Below are 20,745 nucleotides of genomic sequence, written 5' to 3' on the forward strand. Positions count from 1 at the left end.
GCCTCGAGGCTTCCCGAAGGTCAGGCCTTCCCCGGGTTCGGGAGGAGCCAGCTCAGGATGGACGGCAGGGCGCGCAGCGCGGCGAAGTGGGCCGCGGCCGGCTCCACCACGGCCGTGGCCCGCGGGATGCGGTCGGCGAGCCAGGAGGAGTGCGAGGCGGGTGAGAAGACGTCCTGCGCCCCGTGCCACAGCAGGACCGGCACGCGGATGTCGGCCGGGTCGAAGCCCCAGTGCCCGGTCAGGGCCAGCGCGTCGTCGACCCAGCCGTACGGTGAAGTGCGCAGCGCCTCACGGTAGTTGCGCAGCAGCATGGAGCGGATCGCGAGGTCGGAGACGATCAGCCGGTCGTCGGCGGTGAGTTCGGCGCGCAGCTGCTCGAGCAGCCGGGCCGGGTTGTTGCGGATCTCGGCGGAGCGCGGGATGAGCCGGGCCACGAAGCGCTCGGGGTCGGTGAAAGCGGTGCGGAACTCGTCCACATTGGACGGCGCCATGCCCGCGAACCAGTCGAGGCCGGCCGCGTCCCGCGGGGCGAGGCCGACCAGGGCCGCGGCCCGGGTCACCCGGTCCGGCAGCAGCGCGGCGCAGGCCAGGGCGTGCGGGGCACCGCCGGACCGGCCGGCCACGGCGAAGGTGTCGAGGTCGAGTGCGTCGGCGACGACCGCCACATCGTGCACCACATCGGCGACCCGCCGGCCCTCCATCCGGTCCGAACCGCCGTACCCCGGACGGTCGTAGCTGATCAGGCGGGTGCCGCGCTGGTAGAGGAACATCGGGCGCGGTCGCGGCCCGACGCGGCTGCCCGGCATGCCGTGCAGCAGGAACACGGGCTGTCCGTCCGGATCTCCGGAGATGTCGACCCGCAGCCTTCGGCCGTCCGGCGCCCGCACATGATCACGCACCGTGCCCTCTCCCCTCCCCCGACCGGCAGCGGTCGGTTCCTCCGTAGGGCCCATGGTTTCCCGCCGGGCCGCGGCGGGGGAACGGGGCGACGGGCCAACTCGGCTCGGATACCGGCCATTTGCCTTCCCCGGGGCCTCGGGCGCCTCCCAGGGCTCAGGCGCCCCTACCTCACCGGCACATCCGTGCCCGTAAGCTCCGCCCGGACGCCGTCCGTCGTCACGGAGATCCGGCGCAGGCCCAGATCGCCCGGCATGTCGTCGGGCAGTTCGGCCGAGAACTCCATCGCCTCCGCGACCTTCGGCTCCCGGGTCTGCTGCAGGCCCTTCACCAGGGAGGGATCGATGCCGGCGGGTTCCAGGAGTGCGGGGTGCTCGACCAGCGTGTCGAGCACCCTGCCCTTCATCTTCCGGCCGGGGACCAGGCGCTGCCCGGTCGTCTCCTCGAACGCGTCCTCGTCCATCTTCTCGGGTGGCGGGCCCGGCCAGTTGCAGTCCCCCGCCCTTGCCGGGGGTGTACGTCAGGACGCCGGGCACCACGAGGCGGGTGTCCGCCACGGTGAGTGCGACGCCGCGGTCGCCGGTGCGGCGGACCTGGGCGTTCGCCCGTACGCCGACCTGGGTGCCGGCCACCGGCACCCTGCCGCGCGCCCGTACCGTGTTCTCGCCCCGGCCGGGTGTCAACTTCACCTGGGACGCGCCGACTTCGCGCGTCAGATCGTCGAAGTCGAGGAACACCTCGCCCCGTACCCGGCCCAGGTCCGCGCCCTCGACCGAGCTCGGCAGGCTGCCCACGATCCGGATGTCGTCCACGGTGGCCCTGACCTGGGCGAGGGAGACGGGGCCGGCGGCCAGGTCGGGGATGTTGACCTCGACCCGGTCGAGGTCGCCGGTGGCGAGCTGTGCGACGAACGGGAAGCTGTCGATGTGCACCTCGGGCGCCGCCCGCAGCCCGAGCGCGTCCCGCACCTGCTCGGCCGCCAGGTTCTCGGCGTGGAGCACCGCCCAGCGGTCGCCGACGGCGAGGAACGCGACGAGCACGCCGAGCGCCGCGACGCTCTTCACGATTCTGCGCACCCGCCGCCGCCCGGAACGCACGCCGTCCCCGCCGGGGGTGTCCGTTCTCCCCTCGGCGGGGACGGTGTCGTCGTCCTCGCTGCGGCCCTGTCCGGGAACGTCGGCGGCGGTCGGTATCTCTGCCGTGTCGTCCGGCTGCGGTACGTCTGCGTTCACCGCTCCATGCGATCACAGCGGGCCGGGCCGCTCCAACTCGCCCGCGGGGGACCCCGCCGAGGCGTCCTACGCGACCGCGTGCCCGGACCCGATGTAGTCGGACCTGTCACGCGAATCGTAGAAGTACACGAGGACGTCCGCCCCTTCCGGAATGTCGAAGTCCTTGACCGTGTGGTCGACGGTCTTCGACGTGCCGGGCGCCTTGTACGGGCCGTAGAGGCCGCTCGTCACGCCCTTGTACCGGTAGCTCAGGCGGACGTAGATCGTGTCGTTGTCGTTCTTGGTGTCGTAGACCCAGAGCTTCTCGCCCTGCGGGTGGAACTCGACCTTCCCGATGAACCAACTGCCGTCGCGCAGCTCCACCTTGAGCGCCTTGCCGCCGGCGTCGTGCTGGAAGTACGTGCCGTCGAACGGGTCCGACAGGCTGCACGGGCAGTTGTCCGTGTCCCGTGTGTGCGAGGTGGGTGTCGGGTTGGGGCTGTACGCCTGGGCGGGCGCGGCACCGGCGAGCAGCGCGCCCGTCGTCACGGCCGCACCGGCAAGGAGCAGCGGCGCGCGGCGGCTGCGGGCGCCCTTCGGGTGGAATCGCGTCGTCAGGCCGAGTCGCATCGTCAGGCCACCGCCCCGCCGGTGCCGCGCGCGGCGGCGATGAAGTCGCTGTGGCCCTTGCCGTCGTAGACGGTGAAGTCCACGTACGCGCCCTCGGGGATGTCGAAGTCCTTCACGGTCTTGTCGACGACCGCCGAGGTCCCCGGAGCGGCGAAGGTCCCGAGATTGTGGCTCTTGCCCTTGTACGTGTAGGTCGCGTGCACGTAGAAGGTGTCACTGTCGTTCTTGGTGTCGTAGATCCAGAGCTTCTCGCCCGACGGGTGGAACTCCACCTTGCCGACGAACCAACTGCCGTCGTAGAGCTCCATCTTGACGCCGGTGCCACCGGCGTCCTTCTGGAAGTACGTCCCGTCGAACGGGTCGGCGAGATCGCCGCCGCTGCACGGGCACTTGCCGGTGTCCCGGTAGTAGTTGTGCGCGGTCGGGTCCGGGCTGTACGCCTGCGCCGGGGCGGCCGTCCCGGCCAGGGCACCTGCCACCAGGGCCGCTCCCGCGCACAGTACGGTCAGACGTCGCTTGTCCCCCATGATCCACTCTCCCCCGTGTGAGATCCCGCCACCCGATGGTGGCGCATCCGTCACGGTCCCACCGCGGTTCGCTCGCGGGTACCTCGCATCTCTCAGGGTGGTGCGCGAAGGACAGTGCGTGACCGGTCAGTGCCTGGTGATCCGCGCGGCGATCGGCAGGTGGTCGCTGCCGGTCGCGGACAGGGTGCGCACCTCGGCGACCGTCGCAGTACCGGCCATGACCTGGTCGATCCGGGCCAGCGGGAGGGCCGCGGGGAAGCTGAGGGCGAAGCCGCGCTCCGCGACGTTCAACCGTGAGGTGAGCGGGGCGAGTCCGCGGTCGTCGACCGTGCCGTTGAGGTCGCCGGCCAGCACGACCGTGCCGGCGCGTTCGCGGGCCAGCGCCCTGCCGAGCAGTTCCGCGCTCTCGTCGCGCCGGGCCGAGGCGAGGCCGCCGGCGCCGATCCGGATCGACGGCAGATGCACGACGTACGCCGCGACCTCGCCCTGTGGTGTGTCCACCACGGCCCGGAGCGCTCGGCTCCACGGCTCCTCGATGTCCCGCGGCTTGATGTCGAGGGTGCGCGCCTCGGTCAGTGGGTGCTTCGACCAGAGCCCGACCGTGCCCCGGACGACGTGGTATGGGTAGTCCGCGGCGAGAGTCTCCTCGTAGACCCCGAGGGCCGGCGGCACCAGCTCCTGCAGGGCGATGAGATCGGGCTCGGCGTCGACGAGGGCGCGGGCCGTGCCCGCCGGATCGGGGTTCTCGTCACTGACGTTGTGCTGCACGACGACCAGATCGCCGGCGCCCGCCGCACCGGCGGGCAGGAGCAGTCCGCCGAAGAGATACGTCCAGGCGGCGACCGGCAGCAGCACGGCCACGAGGGCCAGGGCGGAACGCCGTAGCAGCGCCCCGACCAGGAGGAACAGGACGACGATTCCGAACCACGGCAGGAACGCCTCGATCAGACTGCCCAGCCGCCCGGGGGAGTTGGGCACCGCGCGGTGGAAGGCCAGCAGCACGGCGGTCAGGCCGGAGAGGACGGCGAGCAGGCGTCCGCGGCGCCGGGCGGTCCGGTCGTCCTTCGCGCCTCCCGGGCCCGGTCGTAGCCCTCGAAGCCGCTCCCGCAGGTCCACTGAACCCCCCTGTTGTCCGGCGAGAGACCCTAGCCGACCCGGCCGAGCGGTCGAGCGGTCAAGCGGTCGAGGGGTCGAGCGGTCAAGCGGTCAAGCGGTCAGGCGGTCGAGCGCCCGGGCGTACGCATGCAGCGGCTTGCGGCATTTCGGACGCCCCACCGGGTCGGAATGCAGCCGCGCGTTCTAGAATTCCCCAATGAGTTCGGAGCGGGGCGTCAAGGAATCGGCCGGTCGGCCGCGAAGTGCGGAGGTGTCGCGGGGGATCGTGGAGGCCGCGCTTCGTCTGCTGCGTGAACGCGGCCCGCAGGGTGTGACCATGGAGGCGGTCGCCCAGCATTCCGGTTCGGCGAAGACCACCATCTATCGCCGTTATCGCAATCGTTACGAGCTGCTGCTCGCTTCGCTCGCATTCGTCGAAGGTATGCCCGAGCCGGATCCGGGGCTTTCCCAGCGGGAGCGAATCGCCTTTCTGCTCGGGCAGTTCCGGTACGGCCTCGAAGAGGTCGTCGGACTGCGCGCGGTGGGTGCGCTCCTGCCGGGGGACGACGACCCGGAATTCACCCGGGCTTTCCGTGAAGGCGTACTCGCTCCACGTTTCGAAGTGCTGCTCACCACCCTGCGCGAAGGCGTCGTCGCCGGTGAACTCCGGGAGGACGCCGACTGTCCCATGGTGGTGAATATGCTGGCGGGCTCGTTCCTGGCCCGGTTCGCGGTCGAGGGCACGGTGCCCGCCGACTGGGCGGACACCGCGCTCGACTCGATCTGGCCGGCCATCTGCCGGTGAGGCGTGCGGATTCTCGGTGGCAGGGGCGTCAGCGGGAGACATGCTCCGGGCGCACGCCCACGCCGATGAACTGCGCGGTCCACTTCGACAGGAACGGAAAACGGCGCACGATCCTGGCCGCCGCCGGGCGTTCGACCGTCGTGTCACGGTCCTTGGGATAGAGGTCGGACAGCATCCGGGTCTGGGCGAACTGGACGGCCTTGACCGGGAGTTCCCTGCGCCGCTGCACCTTGCGCAGGTCCGTGGTGTCGGGCACGCGTCCGGCCCGCAGCGCAGGACCGAGCATCCGGGCGGCGGCCACCGCGTCCTGCACCGCGAGGTTGATGCCCACTCCGCCGGCCGGTGACATGGCGTGGGCGGCGTCGCCGATGCACAGCAGCCCGGGCCGGTACCAGTGGCGCAGCCGGTCCACCCGCACGCTGAGCAGTTTCACGTCTTCCCAGCTGGTGATCTCCGCGCGCATTCGGTCCCCCAGGGTGTCCTTGACGGCGATCACGTCCTCGTGCAGCCGCTCGATGCCCGTCGTACGCACCGATTCGTACTCCCCCTGCGGGATCACGTACGCGACCTGCCAGTACTCGCCCCGGTCGATGGTGATCAGCACGAACCCGGCGCCGGTGTGCAGGAAGGTCAGGTCCTCACCGGGCAGCCGGCTGAGCCGGAACCACAGCACGTCCATGGGTGCCTGTTCGGCCGCCGGCCTGAGCCCCGCCGACCGGCGCATCGCGGAGTGCCGGCCGTCGGCGGCGATGACCAGGTCGGCGCGGACCTCCAGTTCCCCGTCGGGTGTCTTGATCCGTGCGCCGAGCACCCGGCCGCCGCCGCGGACCAGCTCGACCGCCTCGGCCTGCCGTACCAGCGAGAAGCCCGGGTAGGTGGCGCCCTTGCCGGCCAGGAAGTCCAGTACGTCCCACTGCGGCATGAAGGCGATGTACGGGTGCGGGCCGCGCAGTCGGGAGAAGTCGGCGAAGTCTGTGCGTCCGGCCGGTGTCTCGACGGTGATGGTGTCGACCTTGCTGTGCGGCAGCGCGAGGAACTCGTCGATCCAGCCGAGCTCGTCGATCACCCGCAGGGTCGAGGGGTGCACCGTGTCACCGCGGAAGTCCCGCAGGAAGTCGGCGTGTTTCTCCACGACGACGACCTCCACCCCCTGCCGCGCGAGCAGCAGGCCCGCCATCATCCCGGCGGGGCCGCCACCGACCACCAGGCAGCCTGTGCGCTGAGTTTGCATGAAGTCTCCTTGGGTGATGGGGAGTTGGGGCACGGGAGTGCGGGGGCGAAGGGACGAGGGGACGAGGGGACGAGGGGACGGAGAGGCGGGCGTACGGGCGTACGGGGCAGTTGCCGGCTCAGTGGCCGACGGCCGCGGCCCGGTCGGCGGCGGTGACGCCGTGGCTGCGGATCAGGCTCGCCACGGCTATCGCGCCCACGAAGGCGACGACGGCGGCGAAGACGAGGATCGAGTTCAGGCCGTGCACGAAGCCGCTCCGGGCCGCTTCCGCGAACACCCCCCGCTCCGCGGGCGCCAGTTCGTCCATCACCGCTCCCACGCCGCCCGAGGAGACGGCGTGCGCCAGGTCCTCGGACCGGCCGGCGAGGGCGGTGCCGGCGAGGTCGCCACCGACCGAGTCCTCGACGCGGTTGCTGAAGACCGCGCCCATCACGGCCACACCGAGTGCGATGCCGAGTGACCGGAAGGTGTTGTTCAGGCCGGATGCCATGCCGGACTGCTCGGGCTCCACGGCGCTGAGTGCGGCGGCCACCACATTGGGATTGACCAGACCGACCCCGAGTCCCGTCACCAACTGCCCCGCGAGCAGCGCCGTCCAGTCGTCCGCGGGGTCGAGGCCGCCCATCAGGAGCAGCCCGCAGCCGATGCAGACGAGCCCGGCGGACACCAGCCAGCGCACCGGCAGCACCGAGCCGAGCCGGGCCGCGAGGGCGGAGGAGACGAAGATGGACAGCGTGAGCGGCAGCAGCCGGAGCCCGGCCTCCAGTGGCTCGAGCCGCAGCACGGTCTGGAGGTAGAGCGTGAGATAGAGCAGCAGCGCGAAGGCCGTGGAGCTCATCGCGAGGACACCCACGCTCGCCCCCGTGGTCACCCGGCCGAAGACTCCGGCGGGCAGCACCGGATGGGCGCGGGTCCGTTCGACCACGGCGAACAGGGCGAGCGCGACCGCGGCGGCCACGAAGCCCGACACCACCTCGGTGCTGAGCCAGCCCGCCTCGTTCCCCCGGAGCAGCGCGAAGGACAGCGCGCCGAGTGCGGTGCTCAGGGTCAGGAACCCGGGCCAGTCGATCGGCCCGACGACGGGCGCACGGGACTCCTCGACGTAGTGGAGTGTGCCGAGCAGCGCGAGGATGCCGATCGGCAGATTGACCAGGAAGATCCAGCGCCAGCCGAAACCCTCCACGAGGACGCCGCCCGCGAGCGGGCCGACCGCCAGGGCCGCGCCGCTGACCGCGCCCCACACGGCGAGCGCCACGTGGCGCTCCTTGCCCGCCGGGTACGCGGCGGCGAGCAGCGCGAGCGAGGTCGCGAGCAGCGCCGCGGCGCCCAGGCCCTGGACGACCCGGCCGGCGTTGAGGACGAGGGCGTCGCCGGCGACACCGCACAGCAGCGACGCCCCGGTGAACACCCCCATCCCCACGGCGAACAGCAGTCGCCTGCCGAAGCGGTCGGCCAGCGAGCCGGCGGTGAGCAGCCCCGCGGACAGCGCCACCGCGTACGCGGCGACCACCCACTGCAGGTCCGTGAGCGAGGCGTCGAGGTCCTGCTCGATCTCCGGGAGTGCGATGTTCACGATCGTCACGTCGAGCAGCAGCATGAAGCTGCCCACACACACCAGCGTCAGTGTCCACCAGCGGTTCGTGCGCATGGACTGCTCCTCTGATCGCATGCCGTAATTTCGATACGCTACGCACACCGTATCGAAATCCCGTGCAAGCCTGCAAGGAGATCCGGACGGCCGCGGAGCTCAGGTCTCCAGGGACAAGCCCTCGAGGCGCACCGGGCTGCCGAGTGAGCCCTTGGCGTAGAGCGCGGTCTGGACGAGATTGGAGGTGCCGAGCTTGGCGTAGATCCTGCTCAGGTAGTTGCGCACCGTCTTCGGGCTGATCCCCATCTGCGAGGCGATGCGTCCCGTGTCGTGGTCGTCGGCGACCAGGGACAGCACCTGACGCTCACGGCCCGTGAGTCCGGCGAGCGGTGAGCCGTCTCCGCCGAGCCGGGCCTCGGAGGCGAACTGCAGGACCAGGCCCGCCGTTTCGCCCGAGAGCGCGGCACCCTCCCGGTGCACGGTGAGCAGCGTCTGGCGGAGCTCCTCCCGGCTGATCCGGCGCGACAGATACGCACTGGCGCCGGCCAGGAACGCCTCGCGCACGAAGACGGCCTGCTGACGGGAGGTCACCACCACGATCCGCACATGCGGGGAGCCCCTGCGGATCGCCCGCACCGCGTTCGCGATGCCCATGCCGGCGCCTCCGAGTCCCGTCACCACCAGATGCGGATGATCGACCCGCAGACACCTGAGGGCGGCCTCTCCGTCACTCACCGCGGAAACGACTTCGAACTCCTGAAATCCCTCCAGGAGGCTGCACATACCATCGAGTACGAGTTGTTCGTCGTCCACCAACAGGACTTTCACTGCTGACATCGGCGTTCCCCTGGTCGCGTAGGCAACTGATTTCCGTGACTGGCGTCTGGATGGGCATGCTCTCCTCCGCCGCGGCAGGAGGCTCTCTCCCCGATGAATAAGTCGCCAACGACAGACCATACGCCTCCCGTACGCCGCCTGTCGCCTCCGCGTGAAATTGCCGACACCCTTCCGGATGCCCGCCGCCGAGCGCGGATCGACGATTCGGGAAACACCGCGAGAACAGGACGTCTCACTTTCGGGACAGCCGCGTCCGGCATTTTTCTCGACGAAAGGAGACATTATCGGGAGCGAAATATTCCGCTTTCCCTTTTCGGCGCGATTCGGGCTGGCCGGAATTCATTGTCCATCGCGCCGGATACTCGCGGTGCATAAATTCACCGAGCCGAACACGCAGGCGGCGGGCACACCCGGGCCGCTGCCCGGATGCACCCGCCGCGGGGTGTGCGCTCAGCGCCTGCGGGGCACGCCCGAGGCGAACAGTCGGCCCTGCGCCCGCAGTACGGCCTCCGTGCCCTGGACGCTGCGGCCGAGCGAAGCCACCCAGGACTGCCGGCCGCCCGGCAGGCAGCGCGCTCCGAGTCCGGTGAGCGCCCGGCCGGGGCCCACCTCCAGGCAGACGGTCGCGCCCAGCGCGTCGAGGGTGCGGGCGGCGTCCAAGAAGCGTGCGGGGCCGCGCATATGGGCGGCCCAGTGGCCGGGGTCGGCGAGCGTCGCCGCGTCCGCCTGCTTGCCCGTGACGGTGGAGATCAGCGGCACCCGCGGCCGGGACACCCGGGTGTGGGCGGCCTTCGCCCGCAGCTCGTCGAGAAAGGGCTCCTGCAGGGGCGAGTGCAGGCCGTGGGGCACGGGCAGCGCGGAGGTCCTGACTCCCTGCGCCTCCAACTTCGCGGTGAGCGCCGCCAGTTGGCGGGCGTCGCCGGACAGTGAGACTTCGCCGGGCGAGATCACTGCGGAGATGCCCACCTCCCCGTACTCGGCATTCTCCGCCAGGAAGTGCGCGATACGGGTCTCGTCCGCGCCCACCACCGCCATGGCACCGTGCGCCACCCGGGCGGCGAGGCTCGTCTCGGTGGCCAGCAGAGCGAGCGCGTCCTGGAGCGTGAGCGCACCCGCGAGGCACGCCGCCAGATACTCGCCCGAGGTGAAGCCGAGGACCAGATCCGGCTCGACCCCTCGCTCACGCCACAGCTCGGCGAGCGCGTAGCCGACCGCGAAGGTGGCCAGTGCAGCGTTCGGCAGCCGGTGCAGCGCGGCCGGACCGTGGCCCTCCGCCGGGTCGACGAGCCGGCCGAGCGGTACATCGACGTAGGGGTCCGCGATCTCGGCACAGCGGTCGAAGGCCCGTCGGTACGCCCGGTCCGACCGGTGCAGGGCCCACCCCATCGCGGCGAACTGCCCTCCCTGGCCGCTGCACAGAAAGGCCGTACGGGGGACGCGGTCCTGCGGCACGACACCCGCGAACACCTCGCGCAGCCGCTCGCCCGCGAGATGCGCCGCGAGCCGGCCGGACAGCTCCGCGGCGCTGCGGCCCGCCACCGCAAGGCGGTGCGAGCCGGCCGCACCGGTGACGGCGGCCGGCTCGGCGACGGACAGCTCGGCCGCGCACAGCTCGGCCGGGTGCTCCGGGTCGAGCTGCCGCAGCAGCCGCACGGTGTCCGCGGCAAGGCGCTCGAGTGCGCCCTCGTCCGGAGCGGCGAGGGTCAACAGCCGTTTGCCGTCCGGGGAGTTCATCCCGCCACCGCCCGCCGTTCGGCCGGCTCCTGCGCCTGCTCGCTGCGGGCGACCGCGCGGCACCAGGCGGCCCCGGCGTCCGCAAGCGCGATGGGGAAGGCCATGAACGTGAACGGACCGGGCGGTATCCGCCGCAGCGACGCGAGCCCCTCGATCTGGATGAACTCCCGCCGCCTGCCGTGCATATGGGTCGGCCACAGGGCGGACGGGTCCTTGCTGCGGTAGAACTGCTCGACCATCTCCCGGGCGGGCCCGTCGAAGCTCCAGCAGTCCGTCCCGAGCACCTTGACGCCGAAGTCGAGCAGCAGATCCACCGCTTCGGGCGTGATCGCCGTGGAGCGCGTGTGGTATTCGACGGTCCCCAGACGCCGATCGGAGTCGGTACGGAACAGCACCACGGTCCCGGGTCCCGGCTCGGCGCCGAGCCGGTCCAGCTCCTCCTTGACGTCGTGTGCGGTGACCCGGCCCTCGCGGTCGCGCACGTCCAGTACGAGACCGGGCCCGCTGAACCAGTCGAGCGGAAGATCCATGACCTTCCGCGCCGGCCGCCCCTCGCACTGCGGGCCGTAGTGGAACGGCGCATCCACATGAGTGCCCTGGTGGACGGACATCCGATAGAACTCGTTCGACAGGAAGCAGCCGTCCGGCACGTCCTGCGGGCGCAGCCGCCGGCTCCCGGTCAGCCACCGCCAGTAGTTGCGGATGCGGTCCTTCCCGGAGTCGCCGGGCAATGCGCGGATGCGCCGGGACAGATGGCCGATGCCGTCGTGGTGCAGCCACTGCTCGAACTCGACTCCCGGTGCACGCCGGCCGACGGGGATGCTCAGATCGGTGAACACGGCACGGCCGTCGGCCTGTCGGCCGTCGTGGGCGGTCGGTGTCGGGGCAGATGTCATCGTGGTGCCTCGTTCCTCCTGGAGGGGGCGCGGAGTTCCCGCGTGCGCCGCGGGAGCGGAAACCAGGCCGGTACGGCCCGCCGGTAGTCGGTGTATGCGGCGCCGAACGTCCGCAGCAGACCGGGCTCCTCGATACGCCGCGCCGTCACGTACGACACGGTGAGCACGACGGCGGCCCACCCGGCGATGCTCGCGGCGGACCAGAGCAGACTCTCGCCGAGCAGCAGCAGGGTCATCCCCGCGGCCATCGGATTGCGCAGGATGCGGTACGAGCCGCCGGTCACCAGATGGTCCGGTGGCCGGTCGCCGAGCGGGGTGTTCTGCCGCAGATAGACCCGGTCCACGGCGTCCGCCGTCGACCAGGCGCCGACCAGCGCGAGGAGCAGGCCGACGGGGATCCGTACGGCCGGATCGAGTGCGGGCCCGGCCAGGGTCGGGCCGAGGACGGTGGGTACGACGCCGGCGACCACGAACGGGACGGCCAGCGGACCGGCGCGCAGGGTGCGGGCGCCGGTCCGCTGCCTCGGGGAGACGCGCATCGGGGTCCGCCTCCCGTCAGGCGGCGGCCACCGCGCCGGATTCGATCTTCTCCCTGATGAGGTTCTGGTTCTCCTCGGTGTGCCGCTGCATCCGCTCGAGGACGGTGGGCAGCGGCACCTCGAAGGCCTCGTCCAGCTCGAAGTCCTGGATCCAGGTCATACGGGTACCTCCGCCGGGCTCCGCTCCGTACGTCCAGCGCAGATGCATGAAGGCGAACGGGTGGAGGGGCGAACGGCGTTCGGCGACGGCCACCAGATCGCGGTGGTCGAGCATCCGCCAGGACTGCCAGCTGTTGCCCTCGGCGTCGGTCAGCTCGAAGGTGATCTCCGACCAACGGCCGTCGCGTTCCTGAGAGATGACTTTCGCCCCGTGGTACTCCTTGAAGATCTCGCTCCAGCGGGCGATGTCATTGGTGATCGCGAAGACCTGCTGCGGGTCCGCCGCGATGACGATGCTGTTCTCGATCCTGGGCATCCGCTCATCCCTTCACGGCGGCTGCGACGGCTCGGGTGGCGTCGTGGCGCAGTCGGACGACGCGGTCGACGAGGTCGCCGAAGGTCACCACGGCGTCCTCGGCGTCGGCGTCGATGGAGATCGAGAAGCGCCGCTCGAGCGCCACCACGATCTCCACCAGCTCGGTGGAGTCGATGCCCAGGTCCTCCGCGATCCGGGTCTCCTCCGTCAGCTCCGTCAAATCGCTCTCGCCAAAACCGAGTTGCTGCATGACCTCCACCACCTGCTGGAGGGTTTCGGGCTCACTGTGCATGACCGTTCCTCTCTCTTTCCTGGATGGCGCCGACCGCCTTCCGGGATGGCGCTAACCGGCCAGCGCGACCGCGACCGCCACGCCGGCGTCGTGACTGATACTCAGGTGCAGCCGGCGCAGACCGGCCAGCCGGAAGGCCTCGTCGGCACGCCCGCTGAGCACGGGCAGCGGCTCGCCCGCGGCGCCGCGGCGGATCTCCACCTCGCGCCAGCCGACTCCGCTGCCCTGCCCGCCGAACGTCTTGCGTACGGCCTCCTTGGCAGCCACCCGACCGGCGACGTAACGGGCCCGGTGCGCACCGGAGCGGCCGGCGCACCAGGTCCGCTCGGTGGGCGTGAGCAGCCGGGCGAGCAGCCGCTCGCCCTGCCGCTGCACCATCGCCTCGATCCGCTCGACCGCGACGACATCCACCCCCACGGCGAACACCACGGCCGGGTCGGCGGCGGCCGGCTCACCGAGGTAGCCGTCGAAGGCGCTGCCCGCCGCGCCGAGATCGGCGATGCGCCGGGTGATCCCGGCCGCCAAGGACTCGGTCAACTCCGCAGCAGCAGACATGCGTTGACACCTCCGAGGCCCCGGGACACCACGAGGGTGTGCTGCCAGTCGACGACCTCGCGGGCCGTGCCGCGCACCAGGTCCAGGTCGATGCCCGGAGCCGGCCTCGTCAGGCCGGGGGTCGGCGGGACCAGACCCGCCCGCATGGCGGCGAGTGCGAGTACCGCATCGGCCGGAGCCGCGGCGCCGAGGAGGTGGCCGAATCCCGCCTTGGGCGCGGTGACCGGAAGAGCGTCGGTGGTCGTGCCGAAGGCCTCCGCGAGCGCATAGCCCTCGGTCACGTCCTCGAAGGGGACGGCCGAACCGTGCGCGAAGACGGCACCCAGCTCGTCTCCGGTGATCCCGGCCCGTGCCACCGCGGCGCTCATCGCCCGGGCGAGGACCTGGCCCGTCGGCTCCACCGTGTAGTACGGCATGTAGCCGTCGCTGCTGACGCCCCAGCCGGCCAGCTCGCCGAGGACGGCGGCACCGCGCGCCTCGGCGGTCTCCCGGCGCTCCATGATCAGGAACACCGCGCCCTCGGCGAAGACACTGCCGCCGTGGGCGGCGTCGAAGGGCCGGTACAGCTCGTGCGCCGCGGCCCCTGCCCCGGACTTGGCGCCGAGCCCGCTGGTCTCCAGGCAGAGCCAGCCGTACGGGGACAGGGGTGCCTCCACACCGCCGGCGATCACCAGATCGGCGCCTCGGCGCTGCAGCAGCTCGGCCGCACCGATCAGGGCGTACGCGCCACTGGCCCGGTCGGCGACGAAGGTGCGGGCGGGTCCTTTGATGCCCTGGTCGATGCAGATGTTGCCCTGCGGAGCCGCCGGGAACCATGCCGTCGCCTGGTACGGGCTGACCGCGCGCGGCCCGTCGGTCCACAGCGCCCGCAGCTCGCGTTCCGCGAACTCCCAGCCGCCCAGCACGTTTCCGACCATGACGCCGGTGCGTTCCGGTGCGACGTCCGTGCCGATGGTGACTCCCGCATCGGCCAGGGCCCGGCGGGTCGCGTCGACGGCGAGGTGGGTGAAGCGGTCGGTGCGTTTCACGAAGCGCGACGGCAGATGGTCGAGGGCGTCGAAGTCCACCTGTCCCGCTGCGGGGCAGGCGTAGTCCTGGGCGTCGAACCGGTCGATGGGGGCGATCCGGTGCATCCCCTCGCGTGCGCTGTCCCAGAGGGCGTCGAGTCCTTCGCCCGCCGGCGTACGGGCACCGATGCCGGTGATCACGATCCCGCTCATCACACCGCCTCCTGCGCGCAGCGGCGGGTGACCATGGCCGCATGCAGTCCGGCGAAGCCGCTGGCGTCCTTGAGGACGGCGTCGCCGTGCCACTCGCGTCCCTCGCCCGGGACGTAGTCCAGGTCACACGTCGGGTCGGGCGTACGGTAGTTGGCGGTCGGATGCACATGTCCGTGCCGGTAGGCGAGGGCGCAGAGCACGATCTCCACCGCACTGGCCGCCGAGAGCGCATGCCCGAGCATCGACTTGGCGGAGTTCACCGGTATCTCCCGGGCCCGTTCGCCGAGTGCGAGCTTCAGCGCACTGGTCTCACAGGTGTCGTTCTGCGCGGTCGAGCTGCCGTGCGAGCTGACGTGGTCGATGTCCGCCGGCCGCACTCCGGCGTCGTCCATCGCCTGGGTCATGGCCCGGGTCAGGTCGGCGCCGTCGGAGAGGAGATCGGTCATGTGCACCGCGTTGGAGGTGTGCGAGAAGCCGGTGATCTCCATGTACGGAGTGGCGCCCCTGCGCAGTGCGTGCTCCTTCTCCTCCAGGACGACGATGCCGCAGGCCTCACCGAGCACGAAGCCGTTGCGCCCCGCGTCGTACGGCCTCGAGGCGGTCTCCGGGCTGTCCGGGTAGTCACGGGAGAGGCAGTTGATGATCTCGAACGACGCCACGGTCACCGGAGTGATCGGCGCCTCGCTCGCGCCCGCGATCATCACGTCCGCCTCGCCGTCGCGGATCGCGTCGAAGGCGTTGCCCACGGCGTCGATTCCGCCGATGCAGCCGGTGGAGAGGGTGACGCAGGGGCCCTGGGCCCCGAGCAGGGCCGAGAGGACCACTCCCGGGGTGTTGGACATGGACGCGAGATACAGGCCCCGCCCCGCTTCGGCCGGGTCGATGGGTTTGCGCCCCCGGTCGGTGACCCGGAGGAACTCCTCTTCCATCAGGGGTGTTCCACAAATGGCCGTCGAAAGGGAAAGCCCGGTCCGCGCGGGCTCGTACGATCCCGTCCGGAGTCCCGCGTCGGACATCGCCTGCAGGGTCGCCGCCACGGCGAACTGTGCATAACGGTCGAGGCGTTGCACCTCGGGCGGCAGACCCGCACTGTGCTGCTCGAAATCGGGGACCTCGGCCACTGCGTCGGAGGAGAATGCGAAGTCCCCGAAAAGCTCCGAACTCTTGATGTCGGACAGTGATTTCGTCACGCTCGTCCCCGAGGAGACGACGTCCCACAGAACTTCTTTTCCGGTACCGGCCGGGCTGACCACGCCGAGTCCGGTGACCACCACTTCTCTCATGACTAGCGCCTCTCACCTGTCAGGGCCGTGATGAGCCCCCGTGTGACGGTTTCCTTGGGCGTGATGCCGTGCTTCGCCATTTCGGTACGGAGGTCCGCCGGGTCCGCGAGCTCACCGTGCCGGGTGTTCACGAGCAGACTGAGATCGAGCATCGGTCGGGCGCCGGCCGGCGTGCCCGGCGCCGGCCGCATGACGTCGGCGAGCAGCAGGGTGCCGCCCGGCCGCAGGAGTCCGGCGCATTCCGCGAGGAGCCGGCCGGTCTCCCGCGCACCGGCGAAGCGTCCGACTCCGGCCAGGACGACGGTGTCCCAGCGGTCCGGTACGACGGATCCCGGGGCGAAGGATCCGGGTACGAAGGAGAACCGCGCCCCGACTCCCGCCTGCCGTACGTGCTCCCGGGTGAGCTCCAGGACCTCGGGCACATCGTGCGCCGTGACCTCGACGGACGCATCGACCCGTGCGAGGGCGATGCCCCACTCGCCGCCGCCGGCCGCGTAGTCGAGCACCCGGTGCGGAGCAACACCCCACGCCCGTACGCCCAGAGCGGCGACCACTTCGGCCGCGACCGGCGCGGCGAGCGGATACTGGGCGGCGAACAGGCCGGGTGTACGGCCGCGTTCGCCGGGCGCACCCGCGCCGCCGCCCCGATCGCCCGTCCGTACCGTGCGGGTGAGTGCCGCCCACCGGTCCCACTGATCGTGCAGGACGTCCGCGAAGTGGTCCCCGAGGTGATCGGGCCGCGCCCGGACGAGGTACTCCGCGGCCACCGGCGTGAGCCGCCGGCCGGCCAGGTCGTCGCCCCGGGTGAGGCCGAGTTCGGCCGTCGCGTCGAGGAGCCGGGCGAGAGCGTCGGCGTCACAGCCCAGCTCACGGGCCAGCTCCACGGACGGCCGCGGTTCCACGGCCAGCGCGTCGAAGACACCCAACTCCAGTGCCGTACCGAGGACTCGGGCCCGCGCGAAACCGAAGTTCAGCGCGAGCAGCGGGCCGGGACCCGCAGGTGCGGACGTGGTCTCCGCGCCCGTGCCGGCCGGCGTCGTTGCACTGGTCACCCTCGGCCCCTACTTCGTGGCGACGACGAGACCGGAGAGGAGCGAGACATTGCTGGTCTCCACCTCACGGAATCCGGCCTGCCGCACCCAGCCGACGATGTCCTCGCTGTCCCGCACCTCGCCCTCCTCGGTGTTGACGAGCAGGATCAGCCCGAACATGTACGGGAAGAGTCCGGTCGCGAGCGACGGCATGTGCGCATGCACCAACAGCCGCCCGCCCTCGGGGAGATGGTCGTACACCCGCTGGATGAGGGCCGCCGCGCGCTCCGGGCCGTAGCCGTCGAGGACGTGCGAGAGGAGCACCGTCGAGGTGCTCGGCCAGGGGTCCTGCATGATGTCCGCCGGCTGTACGGTCACCTGCTCGGCGACGCCCGCCTCCTGGACGTTGACCCGCACCAGTTCGCAGACGGCCGGGTAGTCGAGCGAGGTCACCGCGAGGTCGGGGTGGTGCTGGGCGAGCGCGATGGAGTAGTCGCCCGATCCGCAGCCGAGGTCGACGACATGATCGACGCCGGCCAGCGGCGCGGACTGTGCGAGCCGGCCGGCCTGCAGCCGCGAGCTGACCCGCATCGCCTGGATCAGCCGGCCGGTGCCCTCCCGGCCCTCGCCGGCCGCCGCGCCCTGGTCCCGGTAACCGTCCTTGAGTACCCGCTGGTTGAGCGATGCGTTGCTGCGTACCGCCTCGTCGAGGGCGTCGAAGTGGCCGAAGTGCTTGTTCTGGTGCTCGGCGAAGCCGCCCATGTACTCGGGGGCGCCCTGCACCAGGAAGCGCGAGGCCTCCTCGGTGTTCCGGTACGAGTCGCCGTCGCGGCGCACCAGGTCCAGGCCGGTGAGCGCGACGAGCAGCGCGCGGGTGGGCCGGTGTTCGAGGCCGAGTTCATCGGCCAGCTCGCCGATCGTGCTCCCCTGCTTCTCCAGCGCCTCGAAGGCGCCGAGTTCCAGAGCGGTGAAGACGGCCTTGGACTGCAGATAGGCGGTCAGGATGGTGTGCACCCGGGAGGAGTCGCGCACCTCGGCGGCTGTCCGGGTGGCGGTCGACGCGGCGGTCGCGGTGGTGGTCACTTCGCCTCCTGTGCCGCGGCGTACTCGGGGAGCCTCGTGTATTCGTACGGGTCCTCGGAGAGGAAGAAGTTGCGCACCGGGGGCCGCTCGCACGGCGCGACCACCAGGAAACGGCAGGTCTGGTCGGGGCTCGTCACGAAGCCGTGCGGTTCGTTGCGCGGGATGAAGACCGCGTCACCGGGCCCGACCTGCTCCGTCCTGCCCTGCTCCGGCATCACCAGGCCCATGGCGCCCTCGATCACATAGATCTCGTGCTCCCACTCGTGGTAATGCGGCGGAGTGGAGCCGTTGGGTGCCAATTCGAATTCTGTGAGCACGAATCGGTCCGCCCCGTCGGGCGTATCGATGAGTTTCCTGTGCAGAGCCTCTTTCGCTCCCGGCTCTCGTACTACCTCGGCCTTCACGTCCGTACGGTGCACCCTCTTCATGCGTACTTCCTTCCTCGGTTCGACGGGGGTCGATCCGCCGGTGGCGAAAACAAAACTAAGCCGCCCCCCGCCCCCACCACCATGGGCAACTCTCCCGTCCAAGCCGTGACTTGACCCCAGTCCGATCGAGGTCAAAAGCCCAGGGATTCGGGACACCCGCCCAGTCGAATTCCAGTTGGCCGATTACTCCCTGGCGGCCGTCCAGGCACGGATTAAAGTGGCGAACTCAACGCCGAATGAAATTCACAACCGGAGGTGGTCGCCATTCGTACGTCCCGGGAACGCATTCTCAGAGCGGCGGTGTACGAACTCGCCGAACGCGGCTACCCCGGCTGCTCCCTGAGGTCGGTGGCGCGCCGGGCCGGCGTGGATTCCCGGCTGCTCGCCCATTACTTCGGCGACAAGGACTCCCTGTGCGCCGAGGCCCTGCAGCAGCGCTGCGAGCCGTTACCGGCCCCGCTCCACGACCGTGCGTCCGGAGCAGGACGGCCGGTGGCCGCGGCCCTGCTGCACGAGTGGCGGGGCGAACCGCCCCTGCGCCGGGCCCTGTTCGCCTCCGCACTGACCGAGGAGAGATACGGAGTGACGATGCGCTCGCTGCTCACCGGTGTGCTGGGCGGAGTCGGCGGCAGCGAGTCCCGCGCCGGCCGACGCCGCACGGCACTGGCCGTCAGCGTGGTGCTCGGCCTCGGCCTGCTCGCCCAGGCCGGCACCGCGGACACCGAGGCCCGCGCACCCCGGCTCGCGGCCGACCTCGGCGCCTATCTGGACCTGTTGCTGGCGGACCCGCCGCCGCTCGGGGATCCCCCGCAGTGACGCCGCGCCCGGAGAGCACCACGCGCCGCCCGGGCCGCCGCCCGGGACCGGCCCGCTCCCGCGAGGACATCCTGCGCGCGGCCCAGTCGGTCTTCGCCGCCCGCGGCTACGAGGGCTCCACGGTCCGCGAGATCGCGCGTCGCGCAGACGTCGACGCGGCGCTCGTCCACTACTTCTTCGGTTCCAAGCGCGGAGTGTTCGCGGCCGCGGTCAGCGACGCGCTGCGCCCCGCCGAACTCGCCCCCGCCGTACTGCACGGAGATCCCGACGGGCTCGCCGAGCGCATGCTGCGGCGCTTCCTCACACGCTGGGAGTCGCCCGAGCAGCGCCGGCCGATGCTGGCGATCATCCGGTCCGCCGTCTCGAACGAGGTGGCGGCCGCCCAGCTCAGCGAGTTCATCACCGATGAGGTGCTCGGCCTCCTGGTGGGCTCGGTGCCCGCGGACCACGCACCGGTCCGGGCGACCATGGTCGGCTCCCAGCTCATCGGCCTGATCATGGTGCGATACATCGTCAAGGTCGAACCGCTCGCCTCGGTGGACACCGAGACCCTGGTACGCCTCACCGCCCCCGCGATCCAGCGCTACCTCACCACCGACGCACCCTCCGGCCGCTCACCGGACCCCTGACCACACAAGTGCCCCCAGGCCAGAACGATTCTGCCTGGGGTCGCTGAGTGGGGCGGGTGGGACTCGAACCCACGGCCGACGGATTATGAGTCCGCTGCTCTAACCGGCTGAGCTACCGCCCCTCTAGCGGCGTGTCGCGTACACATGTACGCGCCGTCTGCCGCAGCATAGCCGCTCATTCGATCTCTCGCGTCGGATGGTCGGCTCTGCACGACCATGAGGACTGCGCTGCTGCCTGCGTGGTTCCACTCGACCGCGAACCGGTGTCGAGAGCATCCGCGGCGGACATGAAAAAGGACCCCCGGAGGGGTCCTCATCGCTGCTCTCCCGACTGGACTCGAACCAGTAACCTGCCGGTTAACAGCCGGCTGCTCTGCCAATTGAGCTACAGGAGACCGAGCTCCCCCGACTGGACTCGAACCAGTAACCTGCCGGTTAACAGCCGGCTGCTCTGCCAATTGAGCTACAGGGGAATGCCTCGTTGCACCGAACGTACCTACCTGGGGCTTCCTCAGGCAGCGTGCGCTCGCTGCGACACATACATTAGCGCAAGCAGGGGGGTGCTCCGCCAATCGGTATGGGTAGGCGCCCTGCACCTGACGTCTGGGAAGGGTGGCAGCCATGCGCTACAAGCTCACGTTCATCGCCGGACTGGCCCTCGGCTATGTGATCGGCACGCGGGCCGGGCGCGAGCGCTACGAGCAGTTGCGGAAGTCGGCCCGCCAGTTCGCGCAGAATCCGGCCGTGCGCAATGCGGCCGAGTCCGCGGCACAGGGCGGGCGGCAGTTCGCGGGCAAGGCGTACTCGACGGTGAGCGACAAGGTCGGGGACCGGGTGCCGGACTCGGTCGCGGAGCGGGTCCGTTCGCTGCGCGAGAAGTCCCGGGACGGCGAGGACGACTGGGGCACCAGCAACACCTGAGCCGGGAAGGGCCGGGGCACCG

The 20,745-nt window shown here is 71.0% G+C and carries 23 protein-coding genes, 3 tRNA genes and 1 pseudogene; 4 read left to right on the forward strand and 23 right to left on the reverse strand.

Going from position 1 to position 20,745, the window contains the following annotated elements:
* Positions 1–20: 20 nt before the first annotated feature.
* The 6 genes and pseudogenes from DY218_RS21060 to DY218_RS21080 all read right to left on the reverse strand — a co-directional run bounded on the left by DY218_RS21060 (position 21) and on the right by DY218_RS21080 (position 4,375).
* Entirely contained in the window at positions 21–899 is an 879-nt protein-coding gene (locus tag DY218_RS21060; protein ID WP_199566815.1) for an alpha/beta fold hydrolase, read from the reverse strand.
* A 164-nt stretch (positions 900–1,063) separates the two neighbouring features.
* Positions 1,064–1,360 (reverse strand): hypothetical protein, encoded by a 297-nt coding sequence (locus tag DY218_RS35315; RefSeq protein WP_233521764.1) that lies wholly within the window; start codon positions 1,358–1,360, stop codon positions 1,064–1,066.
* Between the two features lie 139 nt (positions 1,361–1,499).
* Positions 1,500–2,129 (reverse strand): annotated as a pseudogene (locus DY218_RS35735) (LmeA family phospholipid-binding protein); the annotation flags it as partial.
* A gap of 66 nt (positions 2,130–2,195) precedes the next feature.
* Positions 2,196–2,738, reverse strand: coding sequence for a hypothetical protein (locus tag DY218_RS21070; protein ID WP_128557666.1), 543 nt, complete (start codon positions 2,736–2,738; stop codon positions 2,196–2,198).
* A 2-nt stretch (positions 2,739–2,740) separates the two neighbouring features.
* Positions 2,741–3,265 (reverse strand): hypothetical protein, encoded by a 525-nt coding sequence (locus DY218_RS21075; protein WP_128557667.1) that lies wholly within the window; start codon positions 3,263–3,265, stop codon positions 2,741–2,743.
* 126 nt (positions 3,266–3,391) lie between these two features.
* On the reverse strand, positions 3,392–4,375 hold the full coding sequence (locus DY218_RS21080; protein WP_407703668.1) for an endonuclease/exonuclease/phosphatase family protein: 984 nt from the start codon (positions 4,373–4,375) through the stop codon (positions 3,392–3,394).
* Between the two features lie 202 nt (positions 4,376–4,577).
* On the opposite strand from DY218_RS21080, the gene DY218_RS21085 reads away from it, so the two are divergent.
* A complete protein-coding gene (locus DY218_RS21085; RefSeq protein WP_233521759.1) occupies positions 4,578–5,165 on the forward strand; it encodes a TetR/AcrR family transcriptional regulator in 588 nt (195 codons plus the stop codon).
* Between the two features lie 28 nt (positions 5,166–5,193).
* On the opposite strand, the gene DY218_RS21090 is transcribed toward DY218_RS21085, so the two are convergent.
* The 14 genes from DY218_RS21090 to DY218_RS21155 form a co-directional block, all read right to left on the reverse strand.
* Positions 5,194–6,396, reverse strand: a complete 1,203-nt coding sequence (locus DY218_RS21090) for an FAD-dependent oxidoreductase (RefSeq protein WP_128557668.1) — start codon at positions 6,394–6,396, stop codon at positions 5,194–5,196.
* Between the two features lie 118 nt (positions 6,397–6,514).
* Positions 6,515–8,044, reverse strand: a complete 1,530-nt coding sequence (locus DY218_RS21095; protein ID WP_128557669.1) for an MFS transporter — start codon at positions 8,042–8,044, stop codon at positions 6,515–6,517.
* 99 nt (positions 8,045–8,143) lie between these two features.
* Positions 8,144–8,821: a LuxR C-terminal-related transcriptional regulator gene (locus tag DY218_RS21100; protein ID WP_128557670.1), complete on the reverse strand. Its 678-nt coding sequence runs from the start codon at positions 8,819–8,821 to the stop codon at positions 8,144–8,146.
* 450 nt (positions 8,822–9,271) lie between these two features.
* A complete protein-coding gene (locus tag DY218_RS21105) occupies positions 9,272–10,555 on the reverse strand; it encodes an acyltransferase domain-containing protein (protein ID WP_128557671.1) in 1,284 nt (427 codons plus the stop codon).
* The gene (locus tag DY218_RS21110) at positions 10,552–11,451 is read right to left on the reverse strand and encodes a cyclase family protein (RefSeq protein WP_233521761.1); all 900 of its coding nucleotides are present in this window, start codon (positions 11,449–11,451) and stop codon (positions 10,552–10,554) included. Before DY218_RS21110 ends, DY218_RS21105 begins: the two co-directional genes overlap by 4 nt.
* Positions 11,448–11,990, reverse strand: a complete 543-nt coding sequence (locus DY218_RS21115) for a methyltransferase family protein (protein ID WP_128557672.1) — start codon at positions 11,988–11,990, stop codon at positions 11,448–11,450. Before DY218_RS21115 ends, DY218_RS21110 begins: the two co-directional genes overlap by 4 nt.
* Positions 11,991–12,006: 16 nt before the next feature.
* Positions 12,007–12,465, reverse strand: coding sequence for an SRPBCC family protein (locus DY218_RS21120; protein ID WP_128557673.1), 459 nt, complete (start codon positions 12,463–12,465; stop codon positions 12,007–12,009).
* Positions 12,466–12,469: 4 nt separating this feature from the next.
* Positions 12,470–12,757, reverse strand: coding sequence for a phosphopantetheine-binding protein (locus DY218_RS21125; protein ID WP_128557674.1), 288 nt, complete (start codon positions 12,755–12,757; stop codon positions 12,470–12,472).
* Positions 12,758–12,808: 51 nt separating this feature from the next.
* Positions 12,809–13,312 carry a holo-ACP synthase gene (gene acpS, locus DY218_RS21130; RefSeq protein WP_128557675.1) on the reverse strand — a complete coding sequence of 168 codons (504 nt, stop codon included), beginning with the start codon at positions 13,310–13,312 and terminating at the stop codon, positions 12,809–12,811.
* Positions 13,291–14,532 (reverse strand): beta-ketoacyl-[acyl-carrier-protein] synthase family protein, encoded by a 1,242-nt coding sequence (locus DY218_RS21135; RefSeq protein ID WP_128557676.1) that lies wholly within the window; start codon positions 14,530–14,532, stop codon positions 13,291–13,293. Before DY218_RS21135 ends, acpS begins: the two co-directional genes overlap by 22 nt.
* The gene (locus DY218_RS21140) at positions 14,532–15,815 is read right to left on the reverse strand and encodes a beta-ketoacyl-[acyl-carrier-protein] synthase family protein (RefSeq protein WP_233521763.1); all 1,284 of its coding nucleotides are present in this window, start codon (positions 15,813–15,815) and stop codon (positions 14,532–14,534) included. The genes DY218_RS21135 and DY218_RS21140 overlap by 1 nt, the downstream gene beginning before the upstream one ends.
* A 2-nt stretch (positions 15,816–15,817) precedes the next feature.
* Positions 15,818–16,867, reverse strand: a complete 1,050-nt coding sequence (locus tag DY218_RS21145; RefSeq protein ID WP_128557677.1) for a class I SAM-dependent methyltransferase — start codon at positions 16,865–16,867, stop codon at positions 15,818–15,820.
* A 9-nt stretch (positions 16,868–16,876) separates the two neighbouring features.
* On the reverse strand, positions 16,877–17,929 hold the full coding sequence (locus DY218_RS21150; RefSeq protein WP_128557678.1) for a methyltransferase: 1,053 nt from the start codon (positions 17,927–17,929) through the stop codon (positions 16,877–16,879).
* Positions 17,926–18,357, reverse strand: coding sequence for a cupin domain-containing protein (locus DY218_RS21155; protein WP_128557679.1), 432 nt, complete (start codon positions 18,355–18,357; stop codon positions 17,926–17,928). Before DY218_RS21155 ends, DY218_RS21150 begins: the two co-directional genes overlap by 4 nt.
* Before the next feature lie 255 nt (positions 18,358–18,612).
* Between DY218_RS21155 and DY218_RS21160 the strand changes: the two genes are divergently transcribed.
* Together DY218_RS21160 and DY218_RS21165 are read left to right on the forward strand one after the other, a co-directional pair.
* Positions 18,613–19,173, forward strand: coding sequence for a TetR/AcrR family transcriptional regulator (locus DY218_RS21160; RefSeq protein WP_128557680.1), 561 nt, complete (start codon positions 18,613–18,615; stop codon positions 19,171–19,173).
* The gene (locus DY218_RS21165) at positions 19,170–19,802 is read left to right on the forward strand and encodes a TetR/AcrR family transcriptional regulator (protein ID WP_128557681.1); all 633 of its coding nucleotides are present in this window, start codon (positions 19,170–19,172) and stop codon (positions 19,800–19,802) included. The genes DY218_RS21160 and DY218_RS21165 overlap by 4 nt, the downstream gene beginning before the upstream one ends.
* Before the next feature lie 48 nt (positions 19,803–19,850).
* Here the strand turns inward: DY218_RS21165 and DY218_RS21170 are convergent.
* From DY218_RS21170 to DY218_RS21180, 3 genes are all read right to left on the reverse strand, one after another.
* Positions 19,851–19,924 (reverse strand) — tRNA-Ile (locus tag DY218_RS21170).
* Positions 19,925–20,124: 200 nt separating this feature from the next.
* Positions 20,125–20,197: transfer RNA gene (locus DY218_RS21175), tRNA-Asn, on the reverse strand.
* Positions 20,198–20,202: 5 nt separating this feature from the next.
* Positions 20,203–20,275, reverse strand: a tRNA-Asn gene (locus DY218_RS21180).
* Between the two features lie 148 nt (positions 20,276–20,423).
* Here DY218_RS21180 and DY218_RS21185 point away from each other — a divergent pair.
* Positions 20,424–20,723, forward strand: coding sequence for a YtxH domain-containing protein (locus DY218_RS21185; RefSeq protein WP_128557682.1), 300 nt, complete (start codon positions 20,424–20,426; stop codon positions 20,721–20,723).
* Positions 20,724–20,745: the final 22 nt, after the last annotated feature.

It is taken from the genome of Streptomyces triticagri (genome assembly GCF_003429565.1).
GTDB classification, from domain to species: domain Bacteria; phylum Actinomycetota; class Actinomycetes; order Streptomycetales; family Streptomycetaceae; genus Streptomyces; species Streptomyces triticagri.